Source organism: Poseidonibacter lekithochrous, from assembly GCF_018861145.1.
Classification (GTDB): Bacteria; Campylobacterota; Campylobacteria; order Campylobacterales; family Arcobacteraceae; genus Poseidonibacter; species Poseidonibacter lekithochrous_A.
Genome location: NZ_JAHKQT010000042.1, coordinates 22,255 through 36,883 on the forward strand (window position 1 = coordinate 22,255; position 14,629 = coordinate 36,883).

General features: G+C 27.3%; 11 protein-coding genes and 9 tRNA genes. 18 read left to right on the forward strand and 2 right to left on the reverse strand.

Translation table 11 applies throughout. The features are described from left to right. Positions 1-3: 3 nt before the first annotated feature. The 7 genes from KO488_RS13995 to pyrF all read left to right on the forward strand — a co-directional run bounded on the left by KO488_RS13995 (position 4) and on the right by pyrF (position 6,334). Entirely contained in the window at positions 4-1,731 is a 1,728-nt protein-coding gene (locus tag KO488_RS13995; protein ID WP_216059434.1) for an FMN-binding glutamate synthase family protein, read from the forward strand. Next, positions 1,728-2,105 carry a DUF6394 family protein gene (locus KO488_RS14000; protein ID WP_216059435.1) on the forward strand — a complete coding sequence of 126 codons (378 nt, stop codon included), beginning with the start codon at positions 1,728-1,730 and terminating at the stop codon, positions 2,103-2,105. The genes KO488_RS13995 and KO488_RS14000 overlap by 4 nt, the downstream gene beginning before the upstream one ends. Positions 2,106-2,120: 15 nt before the next feature. Continuing rightward, positions 2,121-3,809 (forward strand): NAD(P)-binding protein, encoded by a 1,689-nt coding sequence (locus KO488_RS14005; protein WP_216059436.1) that lies wholly within the window; start codon positions 2,121-2,123, stop codon positions 3,807-3,809. Continuing rightward, a complete protein-coding gene (gene kdsA, locus KO488_RS14010) occupies positions 3,806-4,606 on the forward strand; it encodes a 3-deoxy-8-phosphooctulonate synthase (protein ID WP_216059437.1) in 801 nt (266 codons plus the stop codon). Before KO488_RS14005 ends, kdsA begins: the two co-directional genes overlap by 4 nt. A 159-nt stretch (positions 4,607-4,765) precedes the next feature. Beyond that, positions 4,766-5,236 (forward strand): 6,7-dimethyl-8-ribityllumazine synthase, encoded by a 471-nt coding sequence (gene ribH / locus KO488_RS14015; RefSeq protein ID WP_216059438.1) that lies wholly within the window; start codon positions 4,766-4,768, stop codon positions 5,234-5,236. A 1-nt stretch (position 5,237) separates the two neighbouring features. Continuing rightward, positions 5,238-5,636 (forward strand): transcription antitermination factor NusB, encoded by a 399-nt coding sequence (nusB, locus tag KO488_RS14020; RefSeq protein WP_216059439.1) that lies wholly within the window; start codon positions 5,238-5,240, stop codon positions 5,634-5,636. Beyond that, complete coding sequence (gene pyrF, locus KO488_RS14025) at positions 5,636-6,334, forward strand: orotidine-5'-phosphate decarboxylase (protein WP_216059440.1); 699 nt, start codon at positions 5,636-5,638, stop codon at positions 6,332-6,334. The genes nusB and pyrF overlap by 1 nt, the downstream gene beginning before the upstream one ends. A 9-nt stretch (positions 6,335-6,343) precedes the next feature. Here the strand turns inward: pyrF and KO488_RS14030 are convergent, their stop codons facing one another. Continuing rightward, positions 6,344-7,810: a diguanylate cyclase gene (locus KO488_RS14030; RefSeq protein WP_216059441.1), complete on the reverse strand. Its 1,467-nt coding sequence runs from the start codon at positions 7,808-7,810 to the stop codon at positions 6,344-6,346. A 148-nt stretch (positions 7,811-7,958) separates the two neighbouring features. On the opposite strand from KO488_RS14030, the gene KO488_RS14035 reads away from it, so the two are divergent. The 10 genes from KO488_RS14035 to KO488_RS15425 all read left to right on the forward strand — a co-directional run bounded on the left by KO488_RS14035 (position 7,959) and on the right by KO488_RS15425 (position 11,377). Beyond that, positions 7,959-8,049, forward strand: a tRNA-Ser gene (locus KO488_RS14035). Between the two features lie 9 nt (positions 8,050-8,058). Continuing rightward, positions 8,059-8,135 (forward strand) — tRNA-Ile (locus KO488_RS14040). Positions 8,136-8,146: 11 nt separating this feature from the next. Beyond that, positions 8,147-8,223: transfer RNA gene (locus KO488_RS14045), tRNA-Gly, on the forward strand. Positions 8,224-8,278: 55 nt separating this feature from the next. Continuing rightward, a tRNA-Gly gene (locus tag KO488_RS14050) sits at positions 8,279-8,355 on the forward strand. A gap of 19 nt (positions 8,356-8,374) precedes the next feature. After that, positions 8,375-8,451: transfer RNA gene (locus tag KO488_RS14055), tRNA-Met, on the forward strand. A 12-nt stretch (positions 8,452-8,463) separates the two neighbouring features. Beyond that, positions 8,464-8,540, forward strand: a tRNA-Met gene (locus tag KO488_RS14060). A gap of 45 nt (positions 8,541-8,585) precedes the next feature. Further along, positions 8,586-8,663 (forward strand) — tRNA-Thr (locus KO488_RS14065). Between the two features lie 36 nt (positions 8,664-8,699). Beyond that, a tRNA-Gln gene (locus KO488_RS14070) sits at positions 8,700-8,774 on the forward strand. A gap of 80 nt (positions 8,775-8,854) precedes the next feature. Continuing rightward, positions 8,855-8,932: transfer RNA gene (locus KO488_RS14075), tRNA-Thr, on the forward strand. Between the two features lie 156 nt (positions 8,933-9,088). Beyond that, a complete protein-coding gene (locus tag KO488_RS15425) occupies positions 9,089-11,377 on the forward strand; it encodes a cache domain-containing protein (RefSeq protein WP_216059442.1) in 2,289 nt (762 codons plus the stop codon). Here KO488_RS15425 and KO488_RS14085 read toward each other — a convergent pair. Beyond that, positions 11,374-12,000, reverse strand: a complete 627-nt coding sequence (locus KO488_RS14085) for a LysE family translocator (RefSeq protein ID WP_216059443.1) — start codon at positions 11,998-12,000, stop codon at positions 11,374-11,376. The genes KO488_RS15425 and KO488_RS14085 overlap by 4 nt on opposite strands. A gap of 125 nt (positions 12,001-12,125) precedes the next feature. On the opposite strand from KO488_RS14085, the gene KO488_RS14090 reads away from it, so the two are divergent. After that, positions 12,126-14,612 (forward strand): diguanylate cyclase, encoded by a 2,487-nt coding sequence (locus KO488_RS14090; protein WP_216059444.1) that lies wholly within the window; start codon positions 12,126-12,128, stop codon positions 14,610-14,612. Positions 14,613-14,629 lie beyond the last annotated feature (17 nt).

Below are 14,629 nucleotides of genomic sequence, written 5' to 3' on the forward strand. Positions count from 1 at the left end.
ATTATGGATTTAGAATTAGGCACTATAGAATGGATATTATTTGCTTTAGTAATCTTTGCATGGTATGTTTATGATAAATATGTTCAAAGAGATCATCAACTATTAGTAAATTATCCAATAATAGGTAGACTTCGATTTGTTCTAGAAGAAGCAAGAGAACCTTTTAGACAATATTTTGGTGATGAAAAGTTTTATGAATCAAAAGATAAGTTAGATTGGGTTTATAAAGCAGCAAGTGATGTTCCAAACTATGCATCTTTCTCTCCTTCTCAACCTTTACCTAATCCAAAATTTATGATTAAACATGCAAATATTGTGTTAAATGATGATGAGGTTGATAAAGATTTTGAAGTAACATTTGGTAAAAATAGAAAAAAACCATATACTGCAAAATCAATAATTGCAAGATCTGCAATGAGTGATGGATCAATTTCTCCAGAAGGTACAAGAGCTTTTGTACGTGGTGCTTATATGGGAGGTTTCCCTATTAATTCAGGTGAGGGTGGGGTTACTTCTAATTTCTTTGTAACTCATCAAGAATACAAACCTGAATATATGAAAATTGTTCATGGAAGTACTTTTGCAAAAAAAGTAAAAGATATAGTAAGATTCTTTTTTAATGGTGCAATGGCAGCTGATGTTTATAGAAGTATGGTTTTTGGAAAAGATAAAGAAGCTGAAACTTACGTATTTGATTTAAAGTCACAATTATTTCATAGAATTAACTGGGATGCTCCAATTGAAAACTTTCCTAAAGAAGTTCCTTCTGACATGGCTGATATTATTTTACAGTTAAGTTCAGGACTTTATGGGGCAAGAGACAAAGATGGTAATTTTGATCCAGATAGATATGAAAAGACAATGAGATTTTGCCAAATGACTGAAATCAAAATTGCACAAGGTGCAAAACAAACGGGTGGAAAATTAGCTGCTCATAAAGTAACTCCTGCAATTGCATATTACAGAAATGTTGAAGCATATAAAGATGTATTCTCTCCAAATAGATTTCCTTATGCAAATAGTATTGAAGAATTATTTGATTTTATAGGAACACTACAAGAGATATCTGATAAGCCAGTGGGTATAAAAATTGTAATTTCTGATATGGAAAATATTGAACCTTTTGCAGCTGAAATGAAAAGAAGAATTGATGCTGGAGATTCAAGATATCCTGATTTTATTTCTATTGATGGAGGTTCAGGTGGAAGTGCTACTGCTCCTATTGAAATGATGGAAAGAGTTGGATTAAGTATTAGAGATTCAATTTATTTAGTTGATAAAGTATTAAGAGCTTATGGTGTTAGAGATGAGGTGAAACTTGTAGCTAGTGGTAAAGTATTAACTCCTGATGATATTATTGTTATTATGTCCTTAGGTGCTGATTTTATACAAATAGCACGTGGTTTTATGATGAGTGCTGGATGTATACGTGCACGATATTGTTCTGGTACAACAGGGCATGTTTGTCCAGTTGGACTTGCTACTCAAGATAAAAGTAAAAGAAAAAAATATTTTGTATATAAACAAGCTAATAAAGTAAGAAATTACCATAATAACTTATTAAAAAGCGTTAAAGGTATGTTGGCAATCATGGGATTAAAGAATATCAATCAATTAAATAAACATAGTATAATATTTATAGATAAAAACTCAAAAATTCATGATGATATTGATAAAGTATTTGAAAGAAGACATGATATTAAAAAAGATATAAAAGGGGAAGTATTATGAATTTAGATAAGGTAATATCTGGATTTTTTATTATTCTAGCAATGACAGTTAACTTTGGATTCTTTTATGGAGAAATGCACTCTTTAGAATCTCATAGTAAATATGAATTATTTGCAGCAATTATTATCAATATAATTGCAACAACATTAAAATTAGGTGATAAAACTCAAATGGGTTCTGTATTATTAGCAACATCGCTTGTTGCCGATATTCAACTTTTAGCAGCAGCAATTATTTGGACAGTAGCTTCATATGTTTATGTAGTAGACTCTGAGATAATTGGAGTAATTGTATCTTTATCAGGTGGAGCATTATTAGCAAATATTGTATCAGTATCATTATATGTGGGTGATACATTAAAATCAAAAAGATAAAAATAGGTTTTAATTTTGGAAAATAGTTCATTATTTATAATTTTACATAGAATGAGAATACCATTTTTAGTAATCATTATAACCTATACAATTGCAATTATAGGCTTAATATTAATAGAAGGAGTTGATGCTCAAGGTAATCCTTATCACATGGGAATATTTGATGCTTTTTATTTTATTACATATACAGCTACTACAATTGGATTTGGAGAAACTCCTTTTGAGTTTACTTATTCTCAAAGAATTTGGGTAACTTTTTCTATTTATTTGACTGTTCTTGGTTGGTTTTATGGAATAGGGTCATTAGTTTCACTACTTCAAGATAAGCTATTTTTACAAGAAATTGAAAGAGCAAAATTTACGAGACAGATAAAAGGTTTAAAAGAGCGATTTATTATTATTTTAGGTTATAATCAAATTACTAGTGAAATAATAAAAAAGTCTTTAAAACAAGGTGTTCGAACTGTTGTAATTGAAGATGATAGAAATAAAATAAATCATCTTATCTTGGAAAGTTTTACTCCTACTGTTCCTGTTTTATTTTCAGAAAATTATAGTTTGAAAGCTTTAGAACTAGCGGGAATTAAAAAGAGTAATTGTAAGGCAATTGTATCTTTATTTGAAGATGATGCACTAAATTTAAAAATTTCATTAATCTCAAGATTACTAAATAAATATGTTAAAATTGCAGCAAAATCTACAACGATGAATCATAGTGAAAACTTAAAAGATTTAGATGTAGAAATAATTGCAAATCCTTTCTCAATAATCTCATCAGAAGTAAATATAGCTTTAGTCGCTCCAAACTTATTAAAGCTTGAAAAATGGCTTTACCGTATTGATAATTTAAGTGCAAGTCTTCCTTCTTTTCCAAGTGGAAAGTATATTATTTGTGGTTATGGAAGAATGGGTAAAAAAATTTATGAAAAACTAAAAAAGAATAATATTGAAGTTGAATTAGTTGAGATAAATAAAAGTAATTTAAATAACTTTAGTAAAGAAGAAATGGAAAATATTAATTTTGGAGATGCTGATGACAAAGAAATGTTATTAGAAATTGGAATTAAAGAATCGGTTGCAATTATTGCAGCAACAAATGATGATACAACAAACTTATCTGTTTTAGCAACAGCAAAGAAATTAAATCCAGAAATTATGACAATAGTACGTGAAAATGAAATGGATGATTTCTCAATTTTTGATAATGCAAATATTGATCATATTTTTATGCCTTCAAAAATTTTGATTAATAAAACAGCAAATGCTTTAATAAATCCCTTATCTGACAAGTTTATTAGATTGATTCTTAAAAAAGATGAAATATGGGCTTCAAAAGTTGTACGAAGATTAGTAGAAGATATAAATGATAATCCAATACTTATAGAATTTAGTATTAATGAGAAGTATACACCTCAGATATATAGGCATTTATATGAAGAAAATAGCTTGAATTTAGATTTACTAGCTACGTCTTTACATAATAAAGAACAGAGAAATAATGTGGTACCATTACTTTTAGAAAGAGAAGATAATGTTACTCTTCTACCTGTATTTGAACACAATTTAAAAATAGGTGATAAAATTTTATTAGCATGTGATGAACATGCAAAAGACGATATAGAATATATCTGTCAAAATATTTATGAATTTCACTATGCCTTAACGGGTGAAGAAAAGAAAATGATTTTTAAAGGAAAAAAATGAAAATATTAACAGGACCATGTGTTTTAGAAGATAGAGACACTGTAATGAGAATTGCTGAAAAATTAATACCATTAAGTGAAGATAAAAGAGTGGAGTTTTATTTTAAAGCTTCATTTGATAAAGCAAATAGAACAAGTTTAGATTCATATAGAGGACCTGGACTTGAAGAAGGTTTAAAATTATTTCAAGAGATAAAAGAACAATTTGGTTACAAATTAGTAACTGATATTCATGAATCTTATCAGGCGAAACCTGCAGGCGAAGTATTAGATATTTTACAAATACCAGCATTTTTATGTAGACAAACTGATTTATTAGTTGAAGCTGCAAAAACAAACTGTACTATTAATATTAAAAAAGGACAATTTTTAGCAGCAGGAAGTATGAAACATCCTGTTGATAAAGTTTTAAAAACTAGAGGAATTAGCGAAGTTAATTATGAAAATTCTGATAAAAATGGTGTATGGCTTTGTGAAAGAGGAAATGTATTTGGTTATGGAGCTTTAGTAGTTGATATGAAAAACTTAATTGCTATGAGAGAATATGCACCAGTTATTTTTGATGCAACTCATTCAGCTCAAGTTCCAAGTACTGGAGGAACTACAGGGGGGAACTCTGCAATAGTTCCAAGCTTAGCGAAAGCAGCAGCAGCTGTTGGTGTTGATGGTTTTTTCTTTGAAACACACACTGATCCAAGTGTTGCTTTAAGTGATGGACCAAATATGGTTCAAGTTGATGAGTTATATAAAGTAATAAATGACTTGTTTGCTATTCAAGATGCATTAAACTATAAATAAAACTTAAATTAACACAAACAAATAAAAGGACCTTTCGTCCTTTTATAAGCTATAAAAACAATCTTTCTTTAAACTAATCAAATTTTAGATATAATCGCAAAATATAAATAAATATAATAAGTAATTTTTTTGTTATTACTTATTCTTTTGGAGAATTAAATGAATATTATTGAAGGTAACTTAAGTCTTAATGGTAACGAAAAAATTGCTATTATTAATGGAAGATTTAATCATATTATTACAGATAGATTAGTAGAAGGTGCACAAGATGCATTCAAAAGACATGGTGGAAATATAGATAATCTAGAGCTAATTTTAGTACCTGGTGCTTTTGAAATTCCTTTTGCTTTAGATAAAGTATTAGCAAGTGGAAAATATGATGCAGTTTGTTGTGTTGGTGCAGTAATTCGTGGTGCAACACCACACTTTGATTATATTTCTGCAGAAGCTACTAAAGGTATTGCAACTGTTGCTTTAAAGTATGGGAAACCTGTATCAAATGGTGTTTTAACTACTGATTCAATTGAACAAGCAATCGAACGTGCTGGTTCAAAAGTTGGTAATAAAGGTGCTGAAGCAATGGTTACAATTATTGAAATGTTAGATCTTTACTCAAAGATGGAGAAATAATTTGGCAACTAGAACACAAGCACGTGAATCTGTAATTGGTCTTTTATATGCTTATGACTTAGGTAATGAAGGTATTGTTAAATTTGTTGATGATATTTTAGAAGATAAAAAAATCAGAAATAAACAAAAAGAATTTGCCTTAAATCTTTTTAATGGTGTTATCGACAATATTATAAAAATAGATGAAGAGATTGTTTCTCATTTAAATCAAGGTATTTTAACTGATATTGGTTCAGTTGAAAAATCTATTTTAAGATTGGCAGTTTATGAAATTCAATACGAAGAGTTAGAAAAAGCTATTATTATTAATGAAGCAATAGAATTAGCTAAAAAATTAGCAAGTGATGGTGCTCCAAAGTTTATGAACGGCTTACTTGATAAAGTTGAAAAGATTAAGTAATGAATAATTCTATGAAACTTTGTGTATCTTTAGATTTACCAACAGCAAAAGAAAATCTTGATTTAGTTAGAGAAATAAAAGATTTTGATGTTTGGTTAAAAGTTGGATTTAGATCTTTTATTAGAGATGGGAAAAAGTTTTTAGAAGATTTAAAAGCTATAAATCCAAATTTTAAAATATTTTTGGATTTAAAACTTTATGATATTCCAAATACTATGGCAGATGCTGCAGAAGAGATTGCAAGGTTTGGCATAGTAGATATGTTTAATGTACATGCAAGTGCAGGTGTTGAAGCTATGAGTACTGTAATGCAAAGAATTAAAGATATTCCAAACAAACCTCTTGTATTAGCTGTAACAGCTCTTACTTCTTTTGATAATGAAGCATTTAAAGCTGTATATAATGAAGATATTACTTCAAAAGCAACTGTTTTTGCAAAAGATACTTATGCCTCAGGAATAGATGGTGTTGTATGTTCTGCATTTGAAAGCTTAGATATTAAGAATAGTACGTCTTTAGACTTTATTACTCTATGTCCTGGAATTAGACCTTTTGGTGAAGATGCTGGGGATCAAAAAAGAGTTGCTGATATTCCTTTTTCAAAAGAGAATAAAGTTGATTTTATTGTTGTAGGACGACCTATATATAAAGCTAGTAATCCTAGTGAAGTTGTAGAAAAAATATTATCAAACATATAAAAAAGAAATCTAACCTTTAATAGTTTGATTTCTCCCTTGATCTTTTGCTTTATAAAGTAAAAGGTCGACTCTATTTATAAAACTATCAAGTTTTTCATCTCTTTTATATTCTGTGCATCCTATACTAATAGTAATTTTTAAATTAGTATCTCCTATTTTTAATTCTGATATCTCTTTTCTAATTCTTTCAGCAAGAGTATATGCACTATTAATATTTGAATTTGATAACATAATAAGAAATTCTTCTCCTCCATATCGTGAAACTAAATCGGATTCTCGTGCATTTTTACTTAATACTCTAGCTACTTCTTTTATTGTTACATCTCCTAAATTATGTCCATAGGTATCATTTACATTTTTAAATAAATCAATATCTAATAATAAGAGAGAAGTATCTTGATTATATCGATTTGCTATATTTAGTAGCTTTTTAGATTCAATTCTCATTGCCCTTCTATTTAAAAGGGATGTAAGAGAATCCCTATTTGCTAGCTTTTTAACTTTTTTATTTAAAATAAGTAAATAACATAAAATATAAATAATAAATAAAATAAATATTAAAAGTAATACTTGTGCTATTGAATTTTTTATAATAGAAACTATTTTCTCTTTTTTATTCTCAACATAAATTAGTTTTAACTTATCATCAAATATTGACAATTCTATAGTGTTCGCATTTGGACTTAAAACATCATCTATTCCAAAAAAATTATTACTTGCAATAATTAAATTATTTTCATTAACTAAGTATGTGGATGCCCTTAAAATATCATTATTTAACATTTTATTTAATGTTTCAACTCCAATATCTATTGAAAGTGTACCCATAAATTTATCTGCATTCATTACTGGTAATGATAATGTAGTTAAATAACCTTTGCCAGCAGGATCTTTGTATAGTTTTGTAAGTATTAATTCTTTTCCAAGATTATTGCTAGGAATTGTATCTATCCAAAACTCTTTTTTATAAATATTAGATAAAAACTCTTTCTTCCATACTTCTTTACTAGGAGCTATATAAATAAAGTTCTTTGCCGATGTATAATAAACCCACTTAATATCATGATTTGAGTTTAGAATAGTCTTAAATAATGGTTTTAAATATAAAACAGAATGTATTTCATGAACAGTATCTAGATCAATTTCTTGTATGTTGCCAATACCATTTAATGATGATTCTATATTATCTAATACGCATAAGATATGGTAGGTATCTTCTTTTTCATTTATTTCATTATAAGAAGGGTGACTTAATTCATTTATTTGTAAATTATTAGTTAATATATCTCTTAAAGAAAATATAAATGCTTTATTTAATGAAAAATATTGATTTATTTTCTTAGCATTATTGGTAAGTTTTTGTAATTTAATTTTATTGAAATTTATTTCTTCTTTTTTATAAATGTAGTTTAATCCAACAAAAAGCAGTACTAGTAAGAGTATAAATACATTATATAATTTAAATAAATTTTTCAAATTTTAATCCTTAACTATCTATTTTAATTATACTCCTTTCTTCATTTATTATATATTTATTATAAATGATTTATTTTAAGTATGTTTTAAGTGATTTACTATTATAATTCCCATCCAAATTTCATGATATATGAAACTTGTGAAACAAGGACAGTTGGGTGAGCTGGCTGAAACCATATCCCTGCTAAGGATACGTACTGGCAACGGTACCGAGGGTTCGAATCCCTCACTGTCCGCCACTTTAACCAGGGTCTATAGCTCAGCTGGTTAGAGCACTCGGCTCATAACCGAGTGGTCGAAGGTTCGAGTCCTTCTAGACCCACCATTATAATGTATGCGGGAATAGCTCAGTTGGCTAGAGCCTCTGCCTTCCAAGCAGATTGTCGCGAGTTCGAGTCTCGTTTCCCGCTCCATTATCTAAATAGAAGTAGTAATACTATTTAGGCTGATTTTTTATTACTATAGTGTGCGGGAATAGCTCAGTTGGCTAGAGCCTCTGCCTTCCAAGCAGATTGTCGCGAGTTCGAGTCTCGTTTCCCGCTCCACTTTTTATAATTTTATTAACGCGGAATAGAGCAGCACGGTAGCTCGTCGGGCTCATAACCCGAAGGTCACTGGTTCAAATCCAGTTTCCGCAACCAATTTAGCCATGTGTCAAGGTAGCTCAGCTGGCTAGAGCGCTGGTCTCATAAGCCGGAGGTCGAGGGTTCGAGTCCCTCTCTTGACACCACTTTTAATTTCACAATTGTGATTTTAAAACAAAATTTTTATTGTTGCTGGTGTAGCTCAGCTTGGCTAGAGCAGCTGATTTGTAATCAGCAGGTCGGGGGTTCAAGTCCCTTCACCAGCTCCACTAAATAAAATATTACAGCTTATCGAACTTAGTTCTTGGGGTATCGCCAAGTGGTAAGGCAACGGCTTTTGGTGCCGTCATTCGAAGGTTCGAATCCTTCTACCCCATCCACTATTTGAATAATCAGATTATTAATCCGATAGGAAATTGTAGATACAGGTTTAAGTCCTGATATAAATAACTTTATTATTGCTGGTGTAGCTCAGCTTGGCTAGAGCAGCTGATTTGTAATCAGCAGGTCGGGGGTTCAAGTCCCTTCACCAGCTCCATTAAAAGCTTCTAGATATTTGAACTTTGTTCTTTTATCTAGAAGCTTTTTTTTTGCCTAATTTTTAAGAATTATATATTAAGTAGTTAAATATACATATTAAACAAAAAATAGAATATAGTATAATGATTATACTATAAAAATATTAGGAGTTATTGTGGATAAAAAAGTTAGATACTTATTACGAATCATAAGATTTTCTCCTCCTTTAGGAATAATAATAGCTAGTTTTTTTATAATAACTTTACTATATCATGAACAAAATGAAGAGTTTAAAAAAGAAAAACTTTTTCTTGAAACTGAATATATTGAAATTGAGAAAAATACAATATATTCAAATGTTAATACAATAGATAATTATATAAAAAATGAAATTCAAAATTCAGAAAAGTCATTAAAAGATGATTTAAAGATAAAGATAAATACTGTACATAAAATTGCTACTAATCTTTATCTTAAAAATAAAGATACTCTTTCAAAAAATGAAATAATAAATCAAATAAAAAATTCAATAGAAATTCTAAGGTTTAATGAAGGAAGAAGTTATTTTTCTATTCATAATATGGAAGGAGTAAATATTCTTCATCCTATAAATCCTAAATTTGAGGGTACAAGTATCTTAAATAGACAAGACGCAAAAGGCAACTACTCTGTGCATCAAGCAATTGAAATTGCAAAGACAAAAGGAGAAGGGTTTTTAAGTTGGTATTATTTTAAACCTAATGATAAATCTAAAGAGTTTAAAAAGATTGGAATTGTTAAAAAATTTGAGCCATATAATTTAATAATAACAACAGCAGAATATGTCGATGAATATGAAAGAAATTTAAGAAAAAAAGTGTTAAATGATATTTCAAAAATTCAATATAAAAATGAAGGGTTTATTTTTATCATTAATGGTGAAGGTGAAATAATTTTACATGAGTCAAAAGAAATTCTAAACTATAATATATATAAAGATAATAAGTTTAAAGATACTCGTGAATTCTTTAATAGGATATTATCAAAAAAAAATGCCAAAAGCGAAGGATTCTTGAGAATAAAACCTAAAATTACTTTAGGAGAAGATACTAAAGATGAAAAGATAATTTATGCAAAAAAATTTGATGACTGGAATTGGATAATAGCTACAAGTTTTAATTTATCAGATACAAAAAAAATTACAGAAAAAAGAAAAATTATTTTAGAAGAAAAATATGATAATTATAAAAAAAATGTTTTTATCTATGGCTTTATATTCACTATAATTTTGTTAATACTTTCTTATTATATGTCAAAATTAATAGAAAAAAAAATCTTAAAATATAAAAATAATTTAGAAGAACAAATATTAGAAAATAGTAATCAAAAAGAAAGACTAATAAAAGCACAACAAATAGCAAATATGGGAGATTGGCAATTAGATTTAAAAACAAATAAATCTTTTTGGTCTGATGAATGTATTAATATATTTGGATTTGATACAAAAGATAAAGACAAATTCTCTCCTGAATATTTAAAAGGTGTAATATTTAAAGAAGATATTCCTTCTTTTGAAGATTCTATTAAAAGATGTATCGAAACTGGATCTGAACATAACAGTATATATAGAATTAAAAAAGATAATGAAGTTAGATGGATAAATTGTAGAGGTGAAATAGATAGTAAAAGATTTCTTATCCTAGGTACAGTTCAAGATATAACAGATACTAAGAAATTAGAATTAGAAAAAAAACAAAAAGAAGAATTACTTTATCAAGAAAATAAAATGGCTGCAATGGGTGAAATGATTGCTAATATTGCACATCAATGGCGACAACCCTTATCTACAATTTCAACAGCTTCAACTGGAGCTAAATTGCAAAAGGAGATGGATTGTTTATCTGATGATCAGTTATATTCTGCATTAACATCTATTAATAATTCTTCTCAATATCTTTCTCAAACGATAGATGATTTCAGAGAGTTTTTTAATCCCAATAATAACAAGATAAAAGAATTTAATATTTCTGATACTTTATCTAAAACTTTTAAATTAATTAGTTCTCAATATAAAGTAAAAAATATTAAAGTTATAAAAAATATTGAAGACTATAAATTACTTTCAATTGAAAATGAACTTATTCAAGTTTTAATAAATATTTTAAATAATGCAAGAGATATCGTACTTATTAAAGAAAAAGAGAGAAAGCTTATCTTTATAAATGCTTATCAAAAAGATGATATTTCATATATAGAAATAATTGATAATGGGGATGGAATCAAAGAAGAAATTATAAATAGAATTTTTGAGCCATATTTTACAACTAAACACAAATCTCAAGGTACGGGAATTGGTTTATATATGAGTGAGGAAATTATCAAAAATCATTTAAATGGATATCTTACAGTAGAAAACGTATCATATAATTTTGAAGGAATAGAATATAGAGGTGCTAAGTTTACCATTAAGATTAATGTAAATTAAAAATCAATTGCTAATTTTATTCCTAAACCTGCTAAAATAGTACCTGCAACTCTATCAATGTATTTTTTAAATCTCAAATATAATTTTTGAGATTTATTAGTTGATAATAGAAAAACAATGCAAGAATACCAAGCAAAATCTATAAAGAATGCTAATAAGCATAATAATACTTCACCATATTGAGGAAGTTCTTGAGGTAATAAAGCTGCAAATATACTACCAATAATAATTGCAGTTTTTGGATTACTAATTTGTGTTAAAAAGCCAAAGCCTAATGCTTTAAAAAAACTTTTTGATTTTTTTTGTATCTTTACTTCTTCTGCACTTAAAGTTTCACTTGAGTGTTTCAATATTTTATAAGCTAAATAAAGTAAATACATTCCACCTAAGATTTTAAATAATGAATAAAGAAATGGTGCTGCTTGAAATAATGTATATAAACCAAAGATTGCTAAGATAGTGAAAAATACTGCTCCTAATGATAATCCAAGAGCAATACCAATTCCTTCATTAATAGGTTTAGATACAGCTGTTTTAGCTACAAGTATAAAACTAGGTCCTGGACTCATTGTTCCAAATATAAATACAATAGCAATTGTAAGTAGAAAAGAATATTCACTCATTTATTATTACCTTAAGGTTTTTATTATTAAATTTATTATTTTATCATTATTTATATTAAAAATATGTACTTTAATGAAACTGTAACCCATAACTTCGTTATAATGTTCAAAGTAAGAAGGTATTCATGTATTATTTTAATAAAACTTATTTAATAAAAATAATTATAATATTAGTCTTTTTTAATTGTTTTGCTTCTGCAGAGATAAATTTAACGCATAAAGAAAAGCAATTTATTCAAAACCATCCTATTCTAACTGTAGGTATAGGAAAAGGATGGATTCCTTATATCATAGAAAATACTGATGGAACAATAAGTGGTCATAATGTTGATATTATAAATGAGATAAAAAAACAAAGCGGATTAGAAATCAAATTTTTTATTGATACTTGGACTAATGTTTTAGAAGAAGTGAAAAAAGATAATATCGATGGTTTAGCTATGAGTATAGCGCATAAAGAAAGAGCAGAAGAGTTTGATTTCACAAATGTATATGGTTCTATGCAAAAACTAATATTTACTAGAAAAAAAGAAAAGAATAAGGAAATCTTTACACTTAAAGACCTTGAAGGCAAATCTATTGCTATTTTAAGAAATAATCTTTTAGAATTAAAAATAGCAAAAAAACTTAAAAATGTTAAAATCGTATTTTTTGATACTTACGTTGAATCAATAAAAGCTGTAAGTCTTGGAGAAGTAGATGCTTTAATATCTGAAGCTGCAATATTATATGTAGCAAATAAAATTGGTATGCCATACTTAGAGCCTTTAATATTTTTAGAAGATAAATTAGACATGGTTTTTAGTATAAGAAAGGATTTCCCTGAAGCTACAAGTATTATAAATAAATCTTTAGATGCAATAGGAAAATCAAAACTATTAGATATCCAACATAAATGGTTCTTAGATAATCCAAATAAGATAAAGAGTGAACAAAGTTTAAGTTCAGAAGAACTTGAATATCTAAAAAATAAGAAGTCAATAAATGCATGTATTGATCCTAATTGGATGCCTTTTGAAGCTTTTGATAAAAATGGTAAACACATAGGTTTAAGTTCTGACTATTTTAATAAGTTTAGAAAAGAGTTGTCTATTCCCATAAATATTATAAGAACTAAAACTTGGAATGAAACTTTAGAATTTACGAAATCAAGAAAATGCGATATCATTTCTTTAGCTATGAAAACTGATGAACGAAGTAAGTATTTGAATTTTAGCCTTCCTTACTTGATAACGCCACTTGTTTTAGCTACAAAACCTGATAAAAGTTTTATTAATAATTTTAATAACTTATCAAATGAAAAATTAGGAATTCCCAAAGGATATGCTTTTACTGAAATATTAAAAAAGTCTTATCCTAATTTAAATATTATTGAAGTAACAGATATTAATGAAGGTTTAGAAAAAGTTATAGATGGCCAACTTTTTGGATATATAGGTACTTTAAATTCAATAGGGTATTTATTTCAAAGAGAATTTGCAGGAGAACTTAAAATCGCAGCTAAGTTTGATGAAAGTTGGGAATTAGGAACTGCAGTAAGAAATGATGATCAAATTTTATTGAATATTTTTAATAAACTAATTACTAATATTGAAGAAAAAGATAAACAAAATATTTTTAATAAATGGATTACTCTTAAATATGAAGAGAAAGTTGATTATAGCCTAATTATAAAAATTATATTGATTTCAATTTTAGTTATAGGTAGTTTTATTTATTGGAATAGAAAATTAGAAAATGCTAGAAATAAATTAGAACTAGCAAATAAAGAGAATGAAAAATATCTGAAAATGATAAATAGTCATGTTTTAATATCAAGCACTGATATAAATGGAGTAATTATTGAAGTTAGCGATGCTTTGTGTAATTTAACTGGTTATAAAAGGTCAGAAATAATTGGAAAAAATCATAATATTTTTAGACACCAAGATATGAAAGATATTGTATTTAGTGAAATGTGGAAGACAATTAAAAGTAAAAAAGTATGGAAAGGAGAGATTAAAAGCTTAAAAAAAGATGGAACTTTTTATTGGGCTGATGTTATTGTTTCTCCTTCTTATGATAATAATAAGAATGTTATTGGTTATAGTGCAATTAGAAATGATATTACGGATAAAAAAAGAATTGAACATTTATCTATTACTGATAAACTTACTGGTATTGCAAACAGAAGTAGAATTGATGATATTTCAAATTATGAAATAAAACGTGCAATAAGACATGGTTCTTCACTTGGGATAATTTTATTAGATATTGATAACTTTAAAAAAGTAAATGATAACTATGGTCATTTAATTGGAGACAAAGTTTTAATATCAATTGCTAATATTTTAAAGAACAATATTAGAGAAATTGATTTAATAGGACGTTGGGGAGGAGAAGAATTCTTGATTATTTGTCCTTATACAAATAAAGATGGAATAATAAACCTTTGTGAAGTATTGAGAAAAAAAATAGAAGAATATAGTTTTGAAGATTGTCCTAATCAATCTGTAAGTTTTGGAGCAACTACTTTTGTAAAAGGTGATACAATTGATACAATTATTTCAAGAGCAGATAAGGCATTATATAAAGCTAAAAATGCAGGAAGAAATAGAGCTGAATTTATTTAATTCTTAATAAATAAGTC